The sequence below is a fragment of the Streptomyces sp. 71268 genome, assembly GCF_029392895.1.
Lineage (GTDB): Bacteria > Actinomycetota > Actinomycetes > Streptomycetales > Streptomycetaceae > Streptomyces.
This window is the reverse complement of sequence record NZ_CP114200.1, coordinates 4783231-4804346: the sequence shown is the minus strand read 5'-3', so window position 1 is coordinate 4804346 and position 21116 is coordinate 4783231. Positions and strand designations below refer to the sequence as shown.

Here is a 21116-nt window from a genome sequence, read left to right as displayed (position 1 = left end):
GGGGGTGGGGCCCCAGCGCCCCTCAGACCTCCACCAGCACCGTGAACGGCCCGTCGTTCGTCAGGGAGACCTTCATGTCGGCGCCGAAGCGGCCCGTCTCGACGTGGGCGCCCAACTGGCGCAGGGCCGCGACGACCTCGTCGACCAGGGGTTCGGCCAGTTCGCCGGGGGCGGCGGCGTTCCAGGTGGGGCGGCGGCCCTTGCGGGCGTCGCCGTAGAGGGTGAACTGGCTGATGACCAGGAGCGGGGCGCCCGTGTCCGAGCAGGACTTCTCGCCGTCCAGGATGCGCACCGACCAGAGCTTGCGGGCCAGTTGCGCGGCCTTGGCCGGGGTGTCGTCGTGGGTGACGCCGACCAGGACGCACAGCCCCTCGCCGACGATCTCCCCCACCGTCTCGCCACCCACGGTGACGCTGGCCCCGTCGACCCTCTGTATCACAGCACGCATGTGCACCATGATGCCCTGCGGCCATCTGGGCTGTTCGGGTGTTCCACCGGTGCGGACGGACCGCACAGAGTGGCACGATGCGTGCAGGCGGTGCGTTATGTGGACAACGCGACCAGCTCGCGCACCGTTTGAGGGGACGGAAACGCATGATTACACCCGGCGCCGGGCAGTCTCCCGGCTCCGTACCAACCGCTCGGTCGTCGTCCGCGGCGAGTCCGGGGAGCCCCGGGTATCCGCCGCGGCCGGCACGTGCCGTGGCGGAGCCGGTGCGGGACGCGTGGTTCGGCGGGGCGGTCGACGTGCCGCACACGCGCTCGCCCGGCGGGCGACCCGGGCACCTCGCGGAGGCGACCGCGACCGTGTTGGCCCTGGACGGGTTGCGCCTGGCCGAACTGCGCGCGCTGCGCCGCAGCTCGCAGGCGGAGGAGGCGGACCTGAGCTACGTACGCCGGCTGCTCCAGGGGCGGATCGACATCATCCGCGCCGAGCTGGCGCACCGCGCGGCGCCCAGCGCGCCGGCTCCGGTGGCCGACCCGCCGCGCACGGTCGTGGACCGGCTCTCGGAGATCCTGACCGACGGGCCGACCCGGCACCGTTCGTCGGCCCGGCACGTGACGCTGGGCACGCCGCGCAACGGCCCGTACCGGCAACTGGCCGAGGAGATGCTGGCCGAGGTGGAGCTGTCGGACCTGCAGGCCAGGACGGACGAGGAGCTGGACCGGGCGATGGGCCGGCTCACCGCCTACGAGCAGCGGGTCTCCGGGCGGCGGCAGCAGTTGCAGCGGACGGCGGACGATTGCGGGGCCGAGATCACCCGCAGGTACCGTGAGGGGGAAGCCCAAGTCGACGACCTGCTCCCGTGAGTGCCCGGGGAGGTCGCACCCCCCGCCCGCACCACCGACCAGGAAGCAGGAAGGCCGACGATGTCCTCCGCCACCTCCTCTCCCTCCGCCGCCGCTGACCCCGCTCAGCCGGCCGACATACCCCCGGTCCTCGCCGAGGTCGTACGCTCCGGCTTCGTCGAGGGCCGACACCGAGGCTCCCTCGTGGTGCTCGACGCCGACGGCGGCGTGGACTGGGCGCTCGGGACGGTGGACGCGCCGGTCTTCCCTCGGTCGACCAACAAGCCGATGCAGGCGGCGGCCGTGTTGCGGGCCGGCCTCGACCTGGCCGGCGAGCGGCTGGCGCTCGCGGCGGCCAGCCACTCGGGCGAGGGCTTCCACCTGGACCTGGTGCGCCGGATGATGGCCGAGGCCGAGTTGCCGCCGGGCGCCCTGCGTACCCCGCCGGACCTGCCGCTCGACCCGGTCGAGGCGGAGGCGTACCTGGCCTCGGGGCAGGTCAGGGACCGCGTCACGATGAACTGCTCGGGCAAGCACACGGCCATGCTCGCGGCCTGCGCGATCAACGGCTGGCCGCTGGAGACCTACCTCGAGCCCGAGCACCCGCTCCAGCGCCTGGTGCGGCAGGTGGTGGAGGAGACCAGCGGCGAGCCGGTGACGCGGGAGGGTGTCGACGGGTGTGGGGCCCCGCTGCTCGCGATCTCGCTGACCGGCCTGGCCCGCGCGTTCCGCGCGTTCGTGCGCGCGGAGCCCGGGACGCCGGAGCGGCGGGTCGCGGACGCGATGCGGGCGCACCCGGAGTACGTGGCGGGTACCCGCCGCGCGGACACCTGGCTGATGCGTGAGGTGCCCGGCACGCTGGCCAAGATGGGTGCCGAGGCGGTGCAGGCGGTGGCGCTGCCGGACGGGCGGGCGCTGGCGTTCAAGCTCGACGACGGCGGCACCCGGGCCCTTGGTCCCGTGCTGGCGCGGGTGCTGACCCGGATGGGCGTGGACGCGCCGGTCGTCGCCCGGATCGCGGACGCCCCGCTGCTCGGTGGCGGCGAGCGGGTCGGTGAGGTACGAGCGGCCTTCTGAGGCGCTTGAGAAATATGGTGCACCTGGGGCCACGGGTTACCTAGCGTGCTCCCATGGCCCTAGACATTCGCACCATCACCGACGCCGAAGTAGCCGACTGGCTCCGCGCCTGCAACACCGGTTTCCTCCTCGACCCCGTGATCAGCGAGGAGGAGGTGGAACTGCGCCGTCCCGGCCTGAACCTGGACCGTACGCAGGGCGCCTTCGACGACGGCCGGTGCGTGGGCTGCTTCCGCAGCTTCGCCCAGGAGCTGACCTCGGTGGGCGGCGCCCCGGTGCCGGCCACCGCGGTCACCAACGTCAGCATCGTCCCCACGCACCGCCGCCGCGGCCTGCTGACCGAGATGATGGGCCGCGACCTGCGCGCCGCCAAGGAGCGCGGCGACGCGGTGGCCACGCTGTTGGCGGCGGAGTACCCGATCTACGGGCGGTACGGGTTCGGCCCGGCCACCTGGACCACCCGGTGGACGGTGGACATCGCCCGGGCCGGCCTGAACGCGGGCTACGCGAGGCCCGGGGACGCCCCGCTGCTCTCGGCCAAGGGGCGGGCCGCGCGGATCGCGGATCCGGGCGGGCGCGTGGACTTCGTCGACGCGGCGGAGATGCTGGTCGAGGGGCCGGCCCTGCACGACCGGCTGCGGGCCGAGCGGCACGGCATGGTCAGCCGCGGTGAGCGGGTGTGGCGCCTGGAGACCGGTGAGCTGCGCTACCCGAGCACCAAGTGGACGGAGCCGTTCCACGCGCTGTACCGGGGGCCCGACGGCACCGTCGAGGGCCTGCTCACGTACACGATCGAGCAGCACTGGGCCGCGAAGATGCCGGAGAACACGGCCCGGGTGCGCTCGCTGCTGGCCACCACGCCGGCGGCGGAGAGCGCGCTGTGGTACTTCCTGTTCTCGGTGGACTGGGTGGTCCGGGTCGACACCTGGTACCGGGCGCCGGATGACGTGCTGCCGCTGCTGCTCGGCGACCCTCGGGCGGCCGTGCCGCAGGCCCAGGCGGACTGGGTGTGGATACGCCCGCTGGACGTGCCCCACCTCCTCCAGGCCCGCACCTACCCGGTCGAGGGCTCGCTCGTGCTCGACTTGCACGACGCGGCGGGCCTGGCCGGCGGGCGCTTCGCGCTGGAGGCCGGCCCCGACGGCGCGAGCTGCGTGCCGACCAGCCGCGACGCGGACCTGAGCATGGACATCGGCGAACTCGGGACGCTGTGGCTCGGCGACGAGTCGACCACCCGGCTGGTTGGCCTCGGCCGCGTCGAGGAGCACCACGCGGGCGCCGCCGCGCGGGCCGACGCGCTGCTGCGGGCCGGGCGCCGCCCGTGGTGCCCGGACTCGTTCTGAGCGACCTTCGCCGGGGGCCCTGGGCCGGGGCCCCCGGACGGGCCGGGGTCGCCCGTCACAGTGGCGCCCCCGGTCCCGCGTACGCGCCGCCGTCGGGCTGTGTTGCCGTCAGACCGCGTCGTCGCAGCTCGCGCAGCACTCGTACTCCTGCGCGGCGGCGGCCGGCACGGTGGCGGTGGCCGGCACGGTGGCGGTCCGCGCGCCGGTGGTCTGCTCCGCGGCGACCGTACGCCGGGGCGCGGCCCGCCGTCCCCGCGCGCCGGCAGCCGACCCGCGAGCGGGCGCGGTGGTTCCGGTGTCCGTGGCGCCCTCCTCGGGCCCGTCGGTCAGCAGCCGGCGCGGGCCGTTGCCCTCGGCACCGAGCTGGTCGTACGGGTTGGCCAGCGCGCAGCGGTCGATGGACAGGCAGCCGCAGCCGATGCAGTCGGTGAGGTGGTCGCGGAGCTTCTCCAGTTGCCGGATGCGCGCGTTGAGGTCCGCCTGCCAGCACTGGGACACCTTCGCCCAGTCGTCGCGGTCGGGCGTGCGCTCCTCGGGGAGCAGCCCGAGCACGTCGCGGATGGTCGCGAGCGGGATGCCGACGCGCTGCGAGACCCGTACGAAGGCGACCCGGCGCAACGTGTCCCGGGCGAACCGGCGCTGGTTGCCGCTGGTACGCCGGCTCTGGATGAGCCCCTGTCGCTCGTAGAAGCGCAGCGCGGACGCGGGCACGCCGCTGCGCTCGGACAGCTCGCCGACGGTGAGTTCGTAGCGGTTCTTGGAAAGTTGCGTCATGTCACCCACCGTAGCTTGACTTCAACCATTGTTTAAGTCAGAGGCTCTGTGTATCGGCACCGAGGCGGGCGGTTCACCCTCCGCCCCGGACCGAGCACGGCCGCGGAAGTCGGGGCCGTGCGGCTGCCGTCACCCCGTACGGCCCGCACCGCGACCGGCCGTGCGCCACCCGCGCGTTCACCTCCGAAGGAGAGCCTCCATGTCCGCTACGACCCTCCGCCTCGCCATCATCGTCGGCAGCAACCGAGGTGGCCGTTTCGCTCCGGTCGTCGCCAGGTGGATCACCGAACAGGCCCGCCAGCACGGCGGCCTGGAGGTCGATGTCATCGACCTCGCCGACATCGCGCTGCCCACCTCGATGCCCGCGTACGGACAGGGGCCCGACCCGGAGACGGCCGCCGAGTTGGCGAAGCTGACGCCCGGCCTCGCCGCGGCGGACGCGTTCCTCGTGGTGACCCCGGAGTACAACCACAGCTACCCCGCCTCGCTGAAGAACGCCATCGACTGGCACCACGCCGAATGGCAGGCCAAGCCGGTCGGGTTCGTCAGCTACGGCGGGGTCTCCGGCGGGTTGCGGGCCGTGGAGCACCTGCGCGGCGTCTTCGCCGAGGTGCACTCGGTCACCGTGCGCGAGACCGTCAGCTTCACCATGGCCGGTGAACTCTTCGACAGCGAAGGCGAGTTGAAGGACTCGGAGCTGCCCAACGCCGCCGCCAAGCGCCTGCTCGACCAGCTCGTCTGGTGGGGCCGCGCGCTGCGCAACGCGAAGGAGGAGTTTCCGTACGGGGCGTGACGGGCGCCCGGGCACCCGACCGGGCGGACGGGCCCGCGCCCGAACCCCCTCCCCGGGGGCGCCCCTTCCGGGGAGCGGCGCGGGCCCACGTCGGCGTGCGGGACCGGCTGCTACGGCGCGGCCCGACACGCCCACCGGCCGACGCGCCGGCGGGCCGCGTCTTCCACGAGCCGACGCGCCCGCGGGCCGGTACTCCTGCGAACCGTCACGCCGCCGGGCGGCCGAGTACCTCGGCCAGCCGCTCGATGCCGTCGGTGCCGTGTCCCTCGTCGATGGCCCGCTGCGCCACCGCCCGCGCGGCCCGCAGCACCCCGGTGTCCATGCCCCGGTCGTCGGCCGCGTGGATGACGTGCTCGATGCCGGCCGCCACCGAGATGATGTGCGAGTCCTCGCCCGGGTAGACGCCGTCGTCCACGTTGCCCGCGAGCTGGTCCATGATGGGCGGCAGGAGGTCCAGGATTCCACGGGCGAACGGCGCGAGGTCGCGGGCCGCGATGTCCTCCTTCCTGGCCAGCGCGAACGCGTGCATCAGCCCGCTCACCGAGGTCCAGAAGAAGTCGAGCAGAGCGACGTCGTACGCCGCCGCGCGGCCGTGGTCCGCGCCCTGGTAGGTGGCCGAGCCGCCGAGGCTGGAGAACGTCGCGCGGTGCCTCTCGTACAGCGCCTCCGGGCCGCTGAACAGGAAGACGGCGGACGGCGTGCCGATGGAGACGGTCGGGGTGAGGATCGTGCCGTCGAGGTAGTCGGCGCCCCGTTCGGCGGCCCAGGTGGCGGCGGTGCGGGCCCGGTCGGGTGAGTCGGCGGTGAGGTTCACCAGCGTACGGCCCTTGATGGCGTCGCCCGCCGCCTCCAGGATGCTGTCCGAGGCGGCGTAGTCGATCACGCAGATGACCACCAGCTCGCTCGCCGCGACCGCCTCGGCGGGCGTGCTCGCGGCCGTCGCGCCCTGGGCGACCAGCTCGTCGGCCTTGCCCGGGGTGCGGTTCCACACCGTGGTCGGGTGGCCGGCCGCGACGAACGCCGAGGCCAGCGCCCGCCCCATCGGCCCGAGCCCGAGCACGGTGACGGGGGCGGGGGTGGCGTCGGTGGTCGCGGCGTCGGCAGCGTCGGTGGCGGCGGGTGTCTCGGGCGATGCGGACATGGCGGCGCTCCTTGGGTGGGTGCGGGGTTGGTTGGTACGGAGGCTGGTTGGTACGGGGGTTGGTTTGTGGGCGGGCGATGCGGGGCGTGGGGTGGAACAGGTCGGCGTCGTGGAGCGTTGGGCAGGAGATGGGCCACGGCGAGGTGGGTATGAGCGAAGAACTGCTGACCAAGAAGAACCGGCCGTACGTGTGCGGCCTCGACGCCGCCGTCGATGTCATCGACGGCAAGTGGAAGGTCCTGATCCTGTGGGCCCTCCACGACCAGCCGCGCCGCTTCGGCGAGACCAAGCGGCTGCTGCCGGGCATCAGCGAGAAGGTGCTGGCCCAGCAGCTCAGGGAGTTGGAGGCGGACGGCGTCGTGCACCGCGAGGTGTACGACGAGGTGCCCCCGAAGGTGGAGTACTCCCTCACCGACTCGGGCCTGGCGCTCACCGCGGCACTCGGTCCGCTCGGCGCCTGGGGCACGCGCCGAATGATGGAGCTGGGCATCCCCTATCCCACGCCCTCACACCAGGCGACGTGCTGACGTTCCGTCAGGGACGTGATAACGCGGGACGGTTGACGGGTGGGGCTCGGGTTACGGGGCTGAGTGACGAGGTGGGTTGGTGGGGTGGACTGGTGGGTGGGCCAGCCGGACGTGGCGGCGGTTCCTCACTCGCGGTGGCCCGGCCATCTCAGCCTCTCCCGGCCGCTCGGAAGTGACAAGTACGTACAAAAAGGTGGGTGATTACCTTGGAGTCACCGAGGGTCGCACTCCCCCCGCGAGGTCGTTCCCAGGGGTGTCGTCGCCGTACAGGTCGGTGATCCGCGCGGCGGTCGCGGCCAGCACGGCGCGGACCTCGGGCGGGTCGAGCACCTCCACATCCGTGCCGAACTGGAGGAGTTGGCGGGCCGCGCTCGCCACGGTGTACCCGATCTCGACCGTGACCCACTCGTCGTACGCGTCCTCCACGTCGCCCGCCTCACCCGCCTCACCCGCGTTACCCACGCGATACGCGTCACCCGCCTCACCCGCCGGGGCCTCGTCCGCCGGGCCGGTCCGCTCCGCGTCGGCGCCCACGTGGACGTCCGTCCGGGCGTCCACGCGGGCGTCCGCGACCTGGTCATCGGCCAGTTCCGACCCCTGCCCCCGGCCCGGTTGGCCCGCGTCCGGTTCGGGCAGCACCTCGACGCGCGTGGCCAGGAGTGAGCCGACGATGCGGACGAGCATGTCGAGGCGCGACCTGCGCACCCGGGCCCGGACGCGGACCGCCACCGGGCGTTCCTCCACCTCGCGGCGCAGGGACTCCCAGGCGTCGGCCAGTTCCACGCCCGGCCTGCGGCGCGCGGGGGCGTCGGTGACGGTCGCGGTGACGATGCGGTCGGCGCGGAAGAGGCGCGGGGCGCCGCCACGGTCGGCCACCAGGTACCAGGTGCCGGCCTTGGCGACGAGCCCGTACGGGTCGACGGTGTAGGTGTGCGAGCGCGTCGCGCCGCTGTGCCGGTAGCGCAGCCGCAGTCGGCGGTCGGTGAACACGGCCGTCTCCAGCGCGTTCAGGTCGACGGGCGGGCGGGGCCCGGACATCCAGCGGTCGGGGTCGATGAGGATGCGGCGGCTGGCGAGTTCGGCGGTGGGGCGGTGCGGCGCGGGCAGCGCGACCATCACCTTGCGCAGCGCGGACCTGAGCGCGCCGTCCAGGCCCAGCGCGCTGTGGCTGCCCGGCGCGGTGAGCGCGAACAGCGCCCTGGCCTCGTGCGAGGTGAGGCCGGTGACGTCGGTGCGGTAGCCGGGGAGCAGCGAGATGCCGCCGTGCCGCCCGCGCTCGGCGTAGACCGGGACGCCGGCGGCGGACAGCGACTCGACGTCGCGGTAGATGGTGCGCACCGACACCTCGAGTCGCTCGGCCAGTTCGGCCGCCGGGACCCGGGCCCGGGTCTGGAGCAGCAGCAGGATCGACAGCAGGCGGTCCGACTTCATGCGCCGAGTTTCGCAGGCCGGCCGGGAAAACCTGACGGCACCTGTCAGGTGAGTGCGCCAGCCTCCGTCAGGAGATCGGCGGTGTGCGCGACGGGCCGGCCGTGGCGCGGTTCGCCGCGCCCGCCCGGCCGCGCGCCCGGCGCCGCCGGTCCCGCGACGACCGTGGTGACACCGAACGGAGAGAGCCCCCGTGAGCCAGCAGAACGCAGTGCCCGACCCGCGCGTCCAGTACGAGCGCGCCGCCGACCAGATGGCCGCCCTGATCGACGCCGCGCGCCCGGACCGGTTGGGCGCCCCGACGCCGTGCGCCGAGTTCGACGTGCGGGCGCTCCTCGGGCACGTGGTGCGCGGCACCCACGGCGCGGCGGAGCTGGGTGGAGCGGCGGCCGAGGCCGGGGCGGCCGGCGCGCCCGCGGGGCTGTCCGCCGGGCCGTCCGAGGGGCCGGACGCCGTGGCCGACGTGCCGGACGACGGCTGGGCCAAGGCGTACGCGCGGGCGCGGGCCGAACTCGCCGCGGCCTGGGCCGATGACGCCGCGCTCGTGGCCCCGGTGCGGATGCCGTGGGGCGAGGTGCCGGGGCGGCAGGTGTTGGCGGCGCACGTTCTGGACGTCGTCGCCCACGCGTGGGACCTGGCCCGGGCGCTGGGCGACCCCCGCCCGCTCGACCACGAGTTGGCGCGGGCCGCGCTGGCCGGTGCGCGGCAGATGCTGCCGGCGGAGCGGCGGGGCGGGCCGGTGCCGTTCGGACCCGTGCGGCCGGCGCCCGAAGGCGCGGACGCGTACGAGGAGTTGGCGGCGTGGCTCGGCCGCGACGCTTGGTGGGTCGCCCCGGGCGTCCGGACGGCCGCCGACGCGGCGGCGGCAGCGGGCGAGGAGACGCTGGACGCCGCCGTCGACGCGCTGGCCGCGCTGGTCCGGGGGCCCGTCCTGCGGCCGGGCGACGCGGCGTACGACGCGGAGCGCGCCACCTTCAACAGTGCCGTGGCGCACCGGCCCGCCGTGCTCGCCGGGGTGGCGGACGCCGCCGACGTGAGCGCCGTGGTGGCCTTCGCCGGGGCCCGTGGGCTGCCGGTGGCCGTGCAGTCGACCGGGCACGGCCAGGCGCTCGCCAGCGCCGACGGCGTGCTGATCACCACCCGCCGGCTGCGCGGCGTCCACGTGGACCCGAGCGCGGCGACGGCCTGGATCGGCGCGGGTGAGCGCTGGGGCGCGGTGGTGGCCGCCGCGGCGGAGCACGGCCTGGCGCCGCTGAACGGCTCGGCCCCGCACGTCGGCGTCGTCGGCTACCTCCTCGGCGGCGGCGTCAGCCTGCTCGCCCGCAGCCACGGCTTCGCCGCCGACCGGGTGCGCGCCATCGAGGTGGTCACGCCCGACGCGGTGCTGCGCCGGGTCACCGCGACGAGCGAGCCCGACCTGTACTGGGCGCTGCTCGGCGGCCGGGACAACTTCGGCGTCGTGACCCGGGTGCAGGTCGAACTCGTCCCGGTGACCCGGCTGTACGGCGGCGGGTTGTACTTCGACGGGTCCACCCACGGCGAGGCCGTGCTGCGCGCCTACCGGGACTGGTCGGCCGGCCTGCCCGAGGCGCTGACCTCGTCCATCGCGTTCTTTCCGGCCCCCGACGCGCCCACCGTGCCCGAGCCGCTGCGCGGCCGGCTCGTGGCGCACGTACGGGTGGTACACACCGGGTCCGCCGAGGAGGGCGAGCGACTGGTGGAGCCGATGCGCGCGGTCGGGCCGCGACTGATCGACACCGTGGCCGAGATGCCGTACGCCGCCTGTGCCAGCATCTTCAACGAGCCGGCCGACCCGATGCCGTACGACGGGGACACCGTGCTGCTCGGCGAGTTGTCCCCGCGGACCCTGGAGGCGATTCTCGACGTGACCCGGCCGGGCGGGGTGCCGTGCATCGTGGAGGTGCGCCACCTGGGCGGGGCGCTGGCCCGCCGTGGCGAGGCCGCCAACGCGATCGGCCTGCGCGACGCCGCGTACCTGCTCGGCGTGCTCTCGCCGCTGCGCGGGCCGCTGACCCGCGACGTCGTGCGCCCGGTGCACGAGCGCCTGCTCACGGCGGCGGCGCCGGTCACCGTCGGCCGCTCGCTGCCGTTCATGGGCCCGAGCGGCGAACGCGCGCCGGGCGCGAGCCCGGAGGCGGCCGGGGCGGTCGGGGAGACAGCGGCGGACACGGCGGACGAGGTGGTGCGTAGCGCGTACGAGGCGGCGGACCACGCGCGGTTGCGCGCCCTCAAGGCGACGTACGACCCGCACAACCTGTTCCGCCACAACCACAACATCCGCCCGGCGTAGCGGGGTTGGCGGGTCGGCGGCCGGGGCCCTCCTCGGGGGAGGTTCCCGGCCGCCGGCCCGGCCGCGCGTCAGGACCGGTCGCCCTTGTGTCCGCCTGGGTCCAGGATGTCGCGCTGCCCGGTGGTCTCCGCCTGGTCCAGCTTGGCCACGCCGGGGTGGTGCAGGTCGAAGGCGGGGGACTCGGAGCGGATCCTGGGCAGGGTGACGAAGTTGTGCCGGGGCGGCGGGCAGGAGGTGGCCCACTCCAGCGAGCGCCCGTACCCCCACGGGTCGTCGACCCGCACCCGCTCCCCCTTCCTGGCGGTCTTCCACACGTTGTAGAGGAACGGCAGCGTGGACAGGCCCAGGAGGAAGGCACCGATCGAGGAGACGGTGTTCAGGGCGGTGAAACCGTCCGCCGCCAGGTAGTCGGCGTACCGGCGCGGCATGCCCTCGGCGCCGAGCCAGTGCTGGACGAGGAACGTGCAGTGGAAGCCGGTGAACAGCGTCCAGAAGTGCACCTTCTCCAGCCGGGTGTCGAGCATGGTGCCCGTCATCTTCGGCCACCAGAAGCTGAACCCGCCGAACATGGCGAAGACGATCGTGCCGAAGAGGACGTAGTGGAAGTGCGCGATGACGAAGTAGCTGTCCGTCACGTGGAAGTCCATCGGCGGCGAGGCCAGGATGACCCCCGTCAGGCCGCCGAAGAGGAAGGTGACGAGGAAGCCGACCGCCCACAGCATCGGTGGCTCGAACGACAGCGAGCCCTTCCACATGGTGCCGATCCAGTTGAAGAACTTCACGCCCGTCGGGACGGCGATGAGGAAGCTCATGAAGGAGAAGAACGGCAGCAGCACGGCACCCGTCGCGAACATGTGGTGGGCCCACACGGTGACGGACAGCCCGGTGATGGCGATGGTGGCGCCGATCAGGCCCATGTAACCGAAGATCGGCTTGCGCGCGAACACCGGGATGATCTCGCTGATCACCCCGAAGAACGGCAGGGCCAGGATGTAGACCTCGGGGTGGCCGAAGAACCAGAACAGGTGCTGCCACAACAGCGACCCGCCGTTCGCGGGGTCGAACACGTGGGACCCGAAGCGCCGGTCGGCCTCAAGCACCAGCAGGGCGGCCGCGAGCACCGGGAAGGCCAGCAACACCAGGATCGAGGTGAGCAGCACGTTCCAGGTGAAGATCGGCATCCGGAACATCGTCATGCCCGGCGCGCGCATGCAGACGATGGTGGTGATGAAGTTGACCGCGCCGAGGATGGTGCCGAACCCCGACAGCGCCAACCCCATGATCCACAGGTCGCCCCCGACGTAGGGGGTCCGCACGGGCCCGCTCAACGGCGTGTAGGCCGTCCAGCCGAAGTCGGCGGCGCCCTGCGGCGTGAGGAAGCTGCTCAGGACGATCAGCCCACCGAAGAGGAACAGCCAGTACGACAGCATGTTCAGCCGGGGGAAGGCGACGTCGGGCGAGCCGATCTGCAACGGCATGATCGCGTTGGCGAAGCCGGCGAAGGTGGGGGTGGCGAACAGCAGCAGCATGAGCGTCCCGTGCATGGTGAACGCCTGGTTGTACTGCTCGGTGGACATGATCTGCAGGCCCGGCCTGGCCAGCTCCGCGCGGATCGCCATGGCCAGCGCCCCGGCGATGACGAAGAAGACGAACGAGGTGATCAGGTAGAGGTGGCCGATCTTCTTGTGATCGGTCGTGCTGAGCCACGAGACGATCACCTGCCCTGTGCCGCGCCGCCCCTCCGCCGCCGGGACGGGAGAGACGGGTTCGGTCGTACGTGTCGTCATCGAGATCCTCAATCTCCAGCACGTGAGAGCCACGGGGTGCGCCGACGGCCCCTGAGGGGCTGCCGGGCCACGTGTAGCCAGCCGCGGGGAAACTAGTCCGTCCTGCCGCGCTTTCCGCGCCCATCCCGCGCACCTCGCGGAGAAGGGGCCCGGACGAGTGACGCGCCTTCTCCCCTCTGGCCGCATCGGGGGTGCGCGGACGAGCGGTGGGCGCCGCCTGGGCCGGCGGGGTCCACCGCCGCGCGGGGCCACTGTCAGTGGTGGGTGCGAGGCTGAGCCGTGGAAGTCAGCGGTGGGCGCGGTGACCCACCGACCGGCACGAGGGAGACCGACGATGACCAGCACGCACACCTCTCAGGACGGCAGCGGAGGGGCCTCGGCCCGGGCCACGGACGTGCGGCTGCGCGACGTGGAGCGGGCGGACCTGGAGCTGTTCTTCGCCTTCGAGCAGGACCCGGAGGCGGCGCGGCGGGCGGTCTTCCCGTCCCGGGAGCGGGAGCGGTTCATGACGCACTGGGAGAACCGGGTGCTGAACAACCCGACGGTGCACCCCCAGACGGTGCTGGCGGACGGCGAGGTCGCGGGCAACTTCGTGTGCTGGGAGGACGAGGGCCGGCATCTGGTCGGCTACTGGCTCGGCCGGCCCTTCTGGGGCCGTGGCATCGGCGGCCGCGCCCTGACCCAGTTCCTCGACCTGGTGGAGCACCGCCCGCTGTACGCCGACCCGTTCGCCAGCAACGAGGCGTCGGTCCGCCTCCTGGAGCGCTGCGGCTTCCACCGCGTACCCGACCCCGGCCCCGAGCACCCGTTGGAGCCGGGCCAGGTGCTGCTGGTGCTGGAGCGGTAGGACGGGGCGAGCGGGGGGCGGGGCGACGGGCTCGGGGGTGGGTGTGGGCTGGGTGCGGGGCGCGGTGGAGCGGGCGTGGGGCGGGTGCGGGGGCGCGCTGGAGCGGGCGTGGGGTGGGTGCGGGTCGGGGCCCTCGCTCGGCCCGTCATCCACCACGCACCCGCCCCGCCGTGCGGGCTCGTCACGCCTCCGGGTGGGTGCCCGGCCCGTACGGGTGGGTGTCCGGCTCGTGCGGGTGGGTCTCCGGCTCGTACGCGGCGGGGGCCTGGCCGTGCGGGTCGGTGGTGTCCTGGCCGTGCGGGTTGGCGGCGGTGCCCTCGGTGCTCAGCAGGACGAGGGTGGCCTCGGGGCCGAGGCCCAGGGCCGCGCGGCGGTCGGCCGCGCCCTCGCCGGTGAGCGCGGCCCGTACGCCGGCGAGCGAGGCCGCGCCGCACGGCCCGGACGATACGCCGAGCGCGGCCAGGTCCCGTACCGCCCGCGCACCCTGCTCCTCGGACACGGCCACCGCCGCGTCGAGCCCCGCGCGCAGGGCGGGCCAGGCGAGGCTGGAGGGGGTGCCGCAGTTGAGGCCCGCCATGGCCGTGTCGCCGGTGGCGATGCTGACCCGCTCGCCACGGCGCAGGCTCTCCAGCACGCACGCGGCGACCTCGGGTTCGACGGCGAGCAACGCGGGGCCGGCACCGGCACCGCCGTCCGGGCCCGGCGCGCGGTAGTGGGTGACGGCGGCCTGCGCGAGCGAGCCCACGCCCACCGGGACGGCGACGAGGTCCGGCGCGCCGGCGCCCGCCGCCGCCAGTTGGGCGTCGACCTCGGCGAACAGGGTGGCGTAGCCCTCGACGATCCACCCGGGAATCCGCTCGTACCCGGGCCGCCCGCTGTCCTGCACCAGGACGGTCGGCGACGCCCCCGGGTCCGGCCCGCCGCCCGTATCCGCCCCGCTTCCGGCCTCCCCCGTGGCTGCCGTGTCTCCCGTGGCTGCCGCGCCTCCCGCGTCCTCCGCCGCCCGGGCCGCCTCGCGCACGGCCAGGTCGTACGGCCCGGCCACCCGGGTCACGCGGGCGCCCTCGCCCTCGATGGCGGCCACGGCCGTGGGGTGTACGCCGCGCGAGACGAAGACGTGGGCACGCTGGCCGAGCAACCTGGCGACGCGGGCGACGGCCCGGCCGTGGTTGCCGTCGGTGGCGGTGACGAACGTGACCGGCCCGGCCGCCCCGGCGGGCCCTACCGTCGCTCCGGCCCTCGCTCCGGCAGGATCGGGCCCGAGCCCGGCGGGCTCGCCCGCGCCGACCCCCTCGACCGCCGGCCCGGCCGCCCCGCCCGCGCCGCCCGCCGCCCCGCCCCCGCGCTCGGCCAGGACGCGGTGCAGCGCCCAGGAGGCGCCGAGGGCCTTGAACGCCGGGAGCCCGAACCGCTCCGACTCGTCCTTGACGAAGACCCGGCCGACGCCCAACTCGGCCGCCAGGGTCGGAAGCTCCACCAGGGGGGTGGGGGCGTAGTCGGGCAGCGCGGCGTGGAACGCGTGCGCGGCGGCCGGCGCGGGCGGGGCGGTCCAGCGCCGCGCGGCGGGCCGGGCGTACCACGCGGCCGGTGCGAGCGGGCGCCGCCCGCCGTCCTTGTGGGCCGTCACCGGCGGCGGCGTCTGGGTGCTGACCGCGCCGGAGGGGGAGATCTTGTTCATGCCTCCAGCCTGCGCTGACCTGCTCTTTCCGGTCCAGCTCAGGTTTTCGACCTATATTCGTCAGGAAAACTGACGTAAGGCCGAGGCGGGCCCGGGAGCGCCACGCAGGAAGGTGTGCCGGCCGCGAGTGCCGCAGCCGGGACCGACCGAGGGGCGCGGGAGAGGCGCGATGTTCGATCTCCACCGGCTGCGGCTGTTGCGCGAGCTGAAGCACCGGGGCACGCTCGCCGCCGTCGCCGCCGCCCTGTCGTACAGCCCCTCCGCCATCTCGCAGCAGCTCGCCCAGTTGGAGGCGGAGGTCGGGGTGCCGCTGCTTGAGCCGGTCGGGCGGCGGGTGCGCCTGACGGAACAGGCCGAGATCCTGGTCGGGCACGCCGAGGCGGTCCTGGAGCGCCTGGAGCGCGCCGAGGCGGACATCGCGACCTCGCTCACGGACCTCACGGGCACGCTGCGGGTCGCGGCGTTCCAGACCGCGGCGCTCGCCCTGGTGCCGGCCGCGCTGACACTGCTGCGCGCCGCGCACCCCCGGCTTCGCCTGCACGTCACCCAGCGCGAACCGGAGCGGGCGCTGCCGGCGCTGCTGGCCCGCGACTTCGACGTGGTGGTGGCCGAGGAGTACCCGGGCAACCCCAACCCGCGCCCGGACGGCGTGGAGCAGGAGGACCTGTGCGCCGATCCGCTGCGCCTGGCCCTGCCGCCCGGCATCGCCGGGGCCACGGCCGACGCGCCGCCCCGGGCGGCGCTGCGCGCGCTGGCGGAGCACCCGTGGGTGATGGAGCCGGCCGACACGGCGGCCCGGCACTGGGCCCTGACCCTGTGCCGGACCGCCGGTTTCGAGCCCGACGTGCGGTACGAGTCCACCGATCTCCTGCTCCACCTGCGCCTGGTGGAACAGGGCCACGCCGCGGCGCTCCTGCCCGACCTGGTCTGGAGCGGCCGGGAACCGAGCGTTCCGGTACGCGAGTTGCCGCGCGGGCAGCGGGCGCGCCGGCTGTTCACCGCCGTGCGCCGCGGCAGCAGCCACCACCCGGCCGTACGCGCCTGCCGGCAGGCGCTCCGCCAGGCCGTGGCCGGCACGCCAAGCCTCAGGGAGGGCGCCAACTCCGGCGCCCAGCGAGACCAGTTGACGTAACACCGGGACGCTTCCCCGCGCCCTCCGATCGGTCCGCCGGCGTCACTCCTCGATCGCGCCGCCGACGGCCCGCAGGTGGTCGCGGAAGGTCAGGGTCGGCGTCTCGCGGCGCTTGGCCAGGTACGCGTCGAATCCCACCTGGGCGCGGAGCGTGTGGCCGGCCCTGATCCGCTCGGCCTGGCGCCGTTCGGTGTCGCGGATCGTCTCGGCGAGGGTGAGGAGTTCGTCAGCCCGGTCGGCGGGGGCGAAGAGCACGCCGTCGTCGTCGGCGAACACCAGGTCGGCCGCGCTCACCGTCCAGTCGCCGACGGTGGCGGAGGTCAGCGCGTCGGCCGGGCGCTCGCGCAGGCTCAGCGGCCCGGTGGGGAGCGCGCCGGTGCTGAACACGGGCAGGCCGATGGCGCGGATGTCGGCCGTGTCGCGGTGCAGCCCCCAGATCACCACCCCGGCGACCCCGGCGGCCTGGGCCTCAAGGACCGCGAGGTCGCCCACGCACGCCTCGTCGAGCCGTCCGCCGTTGTCCACCACCAGTACGTCGTCGGGGCGCGCGGTCTCGTACGCCTCAAGGAAGACGTCCACGCTGCCCACGTGCCGCGCCGGCAGCACCCGCCCGGCGACCCGGCTGCCCGGCGTCACGGCCCGCAGGGCCGAGGGCGCGCAGCGCACCGTCACCCCGGCGCGCACGCACGCGTCCGCCACGTGCGCCGTCGTCAGCGCCGCGAACCGCCGCGCCACACCGGCTCCGCCGCCCTCCGGGCCGCCCGACCTCCGCGGGCCGTCCGCGCCCTCCGGGCCGCCTGGCACGACAGCCCCACCGGCCCGCTCCCCCGGCTGTTCCCGCTCGCCCCGCTCATCCCGACCGTCCCGCTGGCTTCGCTCCCGCTGCGCCACGTGTGGCTCCTCGCCGTCCGGCTCCCCGCGCGGCCCGGTGCCGGGCCGCGCCCTTGGCCGCATTCTGCCGGGCCCGGGGCGGTGTTGGGCCCCGTCAGCGCGCGCCGGCCTCCGTCCGCAGGTCCCGTACGAAACGCAGCCCGGGCCGCCCGTCCAGCGTCGTCTCGCCGGCGACGACGAAGCCGGTACGGGTCAACACCGCGCGCGAGCCCGCGTTGTCGAGCGTGGTCTCGGCCTCCAGCGCGGTCAGCCTGTACTCCGTGGCGGCGCGGGCGCAGATCGCGCGGACCGCGGCCGTGGCCAGGCCGCGGCCGGCCGCGCGTTCGGCGACGCGGTAGCCGAGTTCGGCCGAACCGCCCGCCACGTCGACCAGGTTGACCCGGCCCAGCACCTCGCCGTCGGCCGCGACCAGCACGTGGAAATAGCAGACGCCCAGGGACTGTTCGTCCAGCAGGGCGCGGTGGCGGGCGGCGAACTGCGCGAAGTAGGCGTCGCCACGGTCGGGGATCGACGCGGCGAAGTAGGCGCGGTTCGCACGCTCGAAGGCGAGCACGGCCGGCGCGTGGTCGGCCCGCAGGAGTTGCAACTCGGCGGCGGGCTCGGAAGCGGAACCGGGCGCGAGGACGAGCACCGGCTCCGGGCCGGCGGGCGCGGGCCGTGGACCTGGGGCGGGGTGGGCGCGGGGGGTGGACTGTTGTTCGGGCACGAGCAGAAGCGTACGCAGTTCCGCCTTCCCGCGCGGCGGCATTTACGGCACCGCACCGCCGCCGCCCGCCCGCCCCGCCCGGGCCGGCCCGGCGCGCCATCAGGCCGGCGCCGCACCCCAGTTGCTCGCCGGGTAGTCGACGTACCCCTCGGCTCCGCCCGCGTAGTACGTGGCCGGGTCGCCGGGTGACAGCGCGCGGTCGAGGGCGAATCGGGCGACGAGGTCGGGGTTGGCGACGTAGTGCCTGGCGTACGAGACGGCGTCGGCGACGCCGGCCGCGAGGGCGGCGTTCCCCGTCGCGCGGTCGAAGCCGTTGTTCACGATCAGCGGCCCGGCGAACCGGCTCCGGTAGCGGGCGAACGCGGCGACGTCGAGGGCGGCGTCGGGCGCGATCGGGTCGCGACCGCGCAGGTGCAGGTAGGACACCGGCCGCTCGTCGAGTTCGGCCACCAGCGCGTCGTAGTCGGCGAGCAGCGGCTCGTCGGCGACGAACCGGTCGCCGTCGTGCCAGTAGGGCGCGAGGCGCACTCCCACGCACCCGTCCGGCCAGGTCCCGGCCACCGCGTCGACGACCTCCAGGAGCAGCCGCCGCCGGCCGACCCGGTCGGTGCCGTACGCGTCGTCGCGCTGGTTGAGCCGCGGGTTGAGGAACTGCGCGAGCAGGAACGTGCCGAGGGCGCCGATCTCGACGCCGTCGAACCCCGCGCGGCGCGCCCGCTCAGCCGCCGAGCGGAACTCGGCGACCGTGTCCGCGATGTCGGCGCGGGTCATCGCGCGCGGCACGACGGTGTCCCGGAACCCGCCGGGGGTGAAGGACCGCACCCGCGGGTTGATCGCGGACGGGCCGGCGGGCAGCGCACCCCCGAGGTGGTCGGGGTGCGAGGCGGCGCCCGTGTGCCAGAGCTGGAGCACGATGCGGCCGCCCAGCACGTGCACCGCGTCGGTGACCCGCCGCCACCCGGCGACCTGCTCCTCGCGGTAGACGCCGGGCACGTGGGTGAAGCCGATGGCCCGCTCGCTGATCCAGGTCCCCTCGGTGATGATCAGGCCCGCGCTGGCGCGCTGGGCGTAGTAGGCGGCGTGCATCGCGGCCGGCGCCAGCGTCGCGCCCGCCGCGCGGGCCCGGGTCATCGGGGCCATCACCACCCGGTTGGGCAGCGTGAGCCCGCCGACGTCCAGCGGGCGCAGCAGTGGCTGCGCGCCCCCGGCGGCGGTCGACGGGGCGTGTGTGGTGACATCCGTGGTCGTCAGAGTCTCGGTCATGGCGTGTCCCTCCTTCGCTGCGGGCCGACCCCGCCCGCCTGCGGCAGGCTCGGGGTCACCTCGGCCCGGTGGTGTACGTCATGAGGGGGACGGGGCCGGGCGACGAAAGGTGACCGATGGAGACGCAAGACCGGTTGGCGGAGCGGTTCGAGCCGCACCGCGGCCGCCTGCGGGCGGTCGCCTACCGGATGCTCGGCTCGGGCAGCGACGCGGACGACGCCGTGCAGGAGACCTGGCTGCGGCTGAGCCGGGCCGACACCAGCGAGGTCGCCAACCTGTCCGGCTGGCTGACGACGGTCGTCTCCCGGATCTGCCTCGACATGCTGCGCACCCGCTCCGCCCGCCGCGAGGAGCTGGTCGGCGCGCGGCTGCCCGACCGCTGGGACGGCGTCGGTGCCGGCGCCGACGGTGGTACGGGGCAGGGCGCGGGCCACGGCCCGGGCGAGGGGCCCGGCTCCGACCGGCCGCGCCCCGGCACGGACCCGGAGCACGAGGCGCTGCTCGCCGACTCGGTGGGCCGGGCGCTGCTCGTCGTCCTGGACACGCTGACCCCGGCCGAGCGGGTCGCGTTCGTCCTGCACGACCTGTTCGCCGTGCCGTTCCAGCAGCTCGCGCCGATCGTGGAGCGCTCGCCCGTGGCCGCGAAGAAGCTCGCCAGCCGGGCCCGGCACAAGGTGCGCGGCACCCCGGCCGTGGACGCTGCCGAGCTGGCCCGCCACCGCGACGTCGTGGAGGCCTTCCTCGCCGCCGCGCGCGACGGCGACATGGCCGGCCTGCTCGCCGTCCTCGCCCCCGACGTCGTACGCCGGGCCGACCCCGCCGCGCTGCCCCCGGGCGCGCCGACGACGCTGCGCGGCGCCCGCGCGGTCGCCGAGCAGACCATGGTCTTCGGCCGCGGGGCGCGCCGCGCGGAGCCCCTCCTGATCGACGGGCGCGTCGGCATCGCCGTGGCCCCGCGCGGCCGGCTGCGCCTGGCCATCACCGTCACGGTGCGGGACGACCGGATCGCCGGGTACGAGGTGATCGCCGACCCGGCCCGGCTCCACCAGCTCGACCTGGCCGTCCTCGGCCGCTGACCTGGGTCGTTCGGGCGAGGGCGGGGGTGCCCGCACGGCGGCGCGCCCGCGTCGGCGAGGTGCGTACGGGCGTCGGGTACGGGTCGGCCGATCCCGCTCGCGCGTGCGGGGCGGTCACGGGGCGGTCGGCGGCTCGGCCTCGTGGGCACGGTGCAGCAGTTCGACGAAGTCGGGGGCCGGGGGCAGCGCGACGGAGCCCAGTTGGCGCACCGGCACGCCGGGCGTCCACGAGTTCATGACCACGGCGCCGGACAGGCCCGGCAGGTCGGCGAGCCTGACCTCCCGGACGTGCTGCGCCACCCCGAGCCGCTCCAGTTGCCGGCTGACGACGCCCATCATGGTGCCGCGCAACATCTCGGCCCTGGGCCACACCACCGCGGAACCGTCCCAGAAGGCCAGGTTCCAGATGGTCCCCTCGCTGATGCGGCCCTGCCGGTCGAGGAAGGCCGCGTCGTCGAAGCCCTGCTCGACGGCGCGCTTGAGGTGGTACGTCTTCGCCACCTCCCCGACGTGCTTGATGCCCGGCAGGTCCCGCTCGTGGTCGACCGCCGCCAGCGCCAGCGGGCCGGCCGGGCCCGAGGACGGCGGGCCGGTGCGGACCAGGACGTTGGGCTCCACGTCGGCGCGCGGCGCGGCGAACTCGCCGGCGTGCGAGTACACCGTGGCCAGCAGCGAGACGTCGGCCGGCCCGGCCGCGATCGCCGCGCGCAGGTACTCCCGTATCCGCTCGTCGGGCAGCGCCCGCCCGAACATCTCGACCGACGCCCCGCGCAGCCGTGCCAGGTGCAGGTCGAGGCCGCGCAACCGGCCGTCCCTGACCTGGGCGGCGGTGAAGTGGGCGTAGCCCGCGAAGGCGAGCGGGGTCAGCTCGTCGGCGGTGGCCGGCCGGCCGTTGAGTTGGACGACGGAGGACGTCATGGGTGGCTCCTGGAAGGGGTGGGCGGGAGGCCGAACCGGACCGATCCGGTCCGGTCTCCCGCGACGGCGCGCCAGACGCACCGCGGCCCGCCGCCGTCGGGGCGGCCGGCCACGGGTGCGAAAGGCCAGGTCAC

General features: G+C 75.1%; 18 protein-coding genes and 1 pseudogene. 9 read left to right on the top strand and 10 right to left on the bottom strand.

The window, feature by feature from the left end:
- Positions 1-22: 22 nt before the first annotated feature.
- The gene (gene dtd, locus OYE22_RS18850) at positions 23-448 is read right to left on the bottom strand and encodes a D-aminoacyl-tRNA deacylase (RefSeq protein ID WP_187064263.1); all 426 of its coding nucleotides are present in this window, start codon (positions 446-448) and stop codon (positions 23-25) included.
- A gap of 146 nt (positions 449-594) precedes the next feature.
- On the opposite strand from dtd, the gene OYE22_RS18845 reads away from it, so the two are divergent.
- From OYE22_RS18845 to OYE22_RS18835, 3 genes are read left to right on the top strand one after another with little or no spacing between them, the layout of a single operon-like run.
- Positions 595-1311, top strand: coding sequence for an ABC transporter substrate-binding protein (locus OYE22_RS18845; RefSeq protein WP_277321497.1), 717 nt, complete (start codon positions 595-597; stop codon positions 1309-1311).
- Positions 1312-1371: 60 nt separating this feature from the next.
- Positions 1372-2367 carry an asparaginase gene (locus OYE22_RS18840; RefSeq protein ID WP_277321496.1) on the top strand — a complete coding sequence of 332 codons (996 nt, stop codon included), beginning with the start codon at positions 1372-1374 and terminating at the stop codon, positions 2365-2367.
- Between the two features lie 53 nt (positions 2368-2420).
- Positions 2421-3710 carry a GNAT family N-acetyltransferase gene (locus tag OYE22_RS18835; RefSeq protein WP_277321495.1) on the top strand — a complete coding sequence of 430 codons (1290 nt, stop codon included), beginning with the start codon at positions 2421-2423 and terminating at the stop codon, positions 3708-3710.
- A 330-nt stretch (positions 3711-4040) separates the two neighbouring features.
- Here the strand turns inward: OYE22_RS18835 and soxR are convergent.
- Positions 4041-4484 (bottom strand): annotated as a pseudogene (soxR, locus tag OYE22_RS18830) (redox-sensitive transcriptional activator SoxR); the annotation flags it as partial.
- A 199-nt stretch (positions 4485-4683) separates the two neighbouring features.
- Between soxR and OYE22_RS18825 the strand changes: the two are divergent.
- Positions 4684-5277: an NAD(P)H-dependent oxidoreductase gene (locus tag OYE22_RS18825; RefSeq protein ID WP_277321493.1), complete on the top strand. Its 594-nt coding sequence runs from the start codon at positions 4684-4686 to the stop codon at positions 5275-5277.
- A 205-nt stretch (positions 5278-5482) separates the two neighbouring features.
- Here OYE22_RS18825 and OYE22_RS18820 read toward each other — a convergent pair whose 3' ends face one another.
- On the bottom strand, positions 5483-6418 hold the full coding sequence (locus OYE22_RS18820) for an NAD(P)-binding domain-containing protein (RefSeq protein ID WP_277321492.1): 936 nt from the start codon (positions 6416-6418) through the stop codon (positions 5483-5485).
- Between the two features lie 149 nt (positions 6419-6567).
- Between OYE22_RS18820 and OYE22_RS18815 the strand changes: the two genes are divergently transcribed.
- Entirely contained in the window at positions 6568-6945 is a 378-nt protein-coding gene (locus OYE22_RS18815) for a winged helix-turn-helix transcriptional regulator (protein ID WP_277321491.1), read from the top strand.
- 201 nt (positions 6946-7146) lie between these two features.
- On the opposite strand, the gene OYE22_RS18810 is transcribed toward OYE22_RS18815, so the two are convergent.
- Positions 7147-8376 carry a WYL domain-containing protein gene (locus OYE22_RS18810; protein WP_277321490.1) on the bottom strand — a complete coding sequence of 410 codons (1230 nt, stop codon included), beginning with the start codon at positions 8374-8376 and terminating at the stop codon, positions 7147-7149.
- Between the two features lie 190 nt (positions 8377-8566).
- Between OYE22_RS18810 and OYE22_RS18805 the strand changes: the two genes are divergently transcribed.
- Positions 8567-10684: a TIGR03086 family metal-binding protein gene (locus OYE22_RS18805; protein WP_277321489.1), complete on the top strand. Its 2118-nt coding sequence runs from the start codon at positions 8567-8569 to the stop codon at positions 10682-10684.
- 68 nt (positions 10685-10752) lie between these two features.
- Here the strand turns inward: OYE22_RS18805 and ctaD are convergent, their stop codons facing one another.
- Positions 10753-12471 (bottom strand): cytochrome c oxidase subunit I, encoded by a 1719-nt coding sequence (ctaD, locus tag OYE22_RS18800; protein ID WP_277321488.1) that lies wholly within the window; start codon positions 12469-12471, stop codon positions 10753-10755.
- Positions 12472-12805: 334 nt separating this feature from the next.
- Between ctaD and OYE22_RS18795 the strand changes: the two genes are divergently transcribed.
- Positions 12806-13318 (top strand): GNAT family N-acetyltransferase, encoded by a 513-nt coding sequence (locus OYE22_RS18795; protein WP_277321487.1) that lies wholly within the window; start codon positions 12806-12808, stop codon positions 13316-13318.
- Between the two features lie 181 nt (positions 13319-13499).
- On the opposite strand, the gene OYE22_RS18790 is transcribed toward OYE22_RS18795, so the two are convergent.
- Positions 13500-14996, bottom strand: coding sequence for a pyridoxal-phosphate dependent enzyme (locus OYE22_RS18790; protein WP_277321486.1), 1497 nt, complete (start codon positions 14994-14996; stop codon positions 13500-13502).
- A gap of 169 nt (positions 14997-15165) precedes the next feature.
- Between OYE22_RS18790 and OYE22_RS18785 the strand changes: the two genes are divergently transcribed.
- Positions 15166-16128 carry a LysR family transcriptional regulator gene (locus OYE22_RS18785; RefSeq protein WP_277321485.1) on the top strand — a complete coding sequence of 321 codons (963 nt, stop codon included), beginning with the start codon at positions 15166-15168 and terminating at the stop codon, positions 16126-16128.
- A gap of 42 nt (positions 16129-16170) precedes the next feature.
- On the opposite strand, the gene OYE22_RS18780 is transcribed toward OYE22_RS18785, so the two are convergent.
- From OYE22_RS18780 to OYE22_RS18770, 3 genes are all read right to left on the bottom strand, one after another.
- Positions 16171-16863, bottom strand: coding sequence for an RraA family protein (locus OYE22_RS18780; protein WP_277324199.1), 693 nt, complete (start codon positions 16861-16863; stop codon positions 16171-16173).
- Between the two features lie 250 nt (positions 16864-17113).
- A complete protein-coding gene (locus OYE22_RS18775; protein ID WP_277324198.1) occupies positions 17114-17650 on the bottom strand; it encodes a GNAT family N-acetyltransferase in 537 nt (178 codons plus the stop codon).
- Positions 17651-17824: 174 nt separating this feature from the next.
- Positions 17825-18988, bottom strand: coding sequence for an alkene reductase (locus OYE22_RS18770; RefSeq protein WP_277321484.1), 1164 nt, complete (start codon positions 18986-18988; stop codon positions 17825-17827).
- 116 nt (positions 18989-19104) lie between these two features.
- On the opposite strand from OYE22_RS18770, the gene OYE22_RS18765 reads away from it, so the two are divergent.
- Positions 19105-20064, top strand: coding sequence for a sigma-70 family RNA polymerase sigma factor (locus OYE22_RS18765; protein WP_277321483.1), 960 nt, complete (start codon positions 19105-19107; stop codon positions 20062-20064).
- 114 nt (positions 20065-20178) lie between these two features.
- Here the strand turns inward: OYE22_RS18765 and OYE22_RS18760 are convergent, their stop codons facing one another.
- On the bottom strand, positions 20179-20982 hold the full coding sequence (locus OYE22_RS18760; RefSeq protein ID WP_277321482.1) for an aminotransferase class IV family protein: 804 nt from the start codon (positions 20980-20982) through the stop codon (positions 20179-20181).
- Positions 20983-21116: the final 134 nt, after the last annotated feature.

What these genes read in the sequence shown, in the direction of transcription:
- OYE22_RS18835 (WP_277321495.1), top strand. Translation starts at nt 2,421, where the DNA reads ATGGCCCTAGACATTCGCACCATCACCGACGCCGAAGTAGCCGACTGG.
- OYE22_RS18760 (WP_277321482.1), bottom strand. Translation starts at nt 20,982, where the DNA reads ATGACGTCCTCCGTCGTCCAACTCAACGGCCGGCCGGCCACCGCCGAC.
- OYE22_RS18845 (WP_277321497.1), top strand. Translation starts at nt 595, where the DNA reads ATGATTACACCCGGCGCCGGGCAGTCTCCCGGCTCCGTACCAACCGCT.
- ctaD (WP_277321488.1), bottom strand. Translation starts at nt 12,471, where the DNA reads ATGACGACACGTACGACCGAACCCGTCTCTCCCGTCCCGGCGGCGGAG.
- OYE22_RS18795 (WP_277321487.1), top strand. Translation starts at nt 12,806, where the DNA reads ATGACCAGCACGCACACCTCTCAGGACGGCAGCGGAGGGGCCTCGGCC.
- OYE22_RS18820 (WP_277321492.1), bottom strand. Translation starts at nt 6,418, where the DNA reads ATGTCCGCATCGCCCGAGACACCCGCCGCCACCGACGCTGCCGACGCC.
- OYE22_RS18810 (WP_277321490.1), bottom strand. Translation starts at nt 8,376, where the DNA reads ATGAAGTCGGACCGCCTGCTGTCGATCCTGCTGCTGCTCCAGACCCGG.
- OYE22_RS18785 (WP_277321485.1), top strand. Translation starts at nt 15,166, where the DNA reads ATGTTCGATCTCCACCGGCTGCGGCTGTTGCGCGAGCTGAAGCACCGG.
- OYE22_RS18770 (WP_277321484.1), bottom strand. Translation starts at nt 18,988, where the DNA reads ATGACCGAGACTCTGACGACCACGGATGTCACCACACACGCCCCGTCG.
- OYE22_RS18840 (WP_277321496.1), top strand. Translation starts at nt 1,372, where the DNA reads ATGTCCTCCGCCACCTCCTCTCCCTCCGCCGCCGCTGACCCCGCTCAG.
- dtd (WP_187064263.1), bottom strand. Translation starts at nt 448, where the DNA reads ATGCGTGCTGTGATACAGAGGGTCGACGGGGCCAGCGTCACCGTGGGT.
- OYE22_RS18765 (WP_277321483.1), top strand. Translation starts at nt 19,105, where the DNA reads ATGGAGACGCAAGACCGGTTGGCGGAGCGGTTCGAGCCGCACCGCGGC.
- OYE22_RS18825 (WP_277321493.1), top strand. Translation starts at nt 4,684, where the DNA reads ATGTCCGCTACGACCCTCCGCCTCGCCATCATCGTCGGCAGCAACCGA.
- OYE22_RS18790 (WP_277321486.1), bottom strand. Translation starts at nt 14,996, where the DNA reads ATGAACAAGATCTCCCCCTCCGGCGCGGTCAGCACCCAGACGCCGCCG.
- OYE22_RS18815 (WP_277321491.1), top strand. Translation starts at nt 6,568, where the DNA reads ATGAGCGAAGAACTGCTGACCAAGAAGAACCGGCCGTACGTGTGCGGC.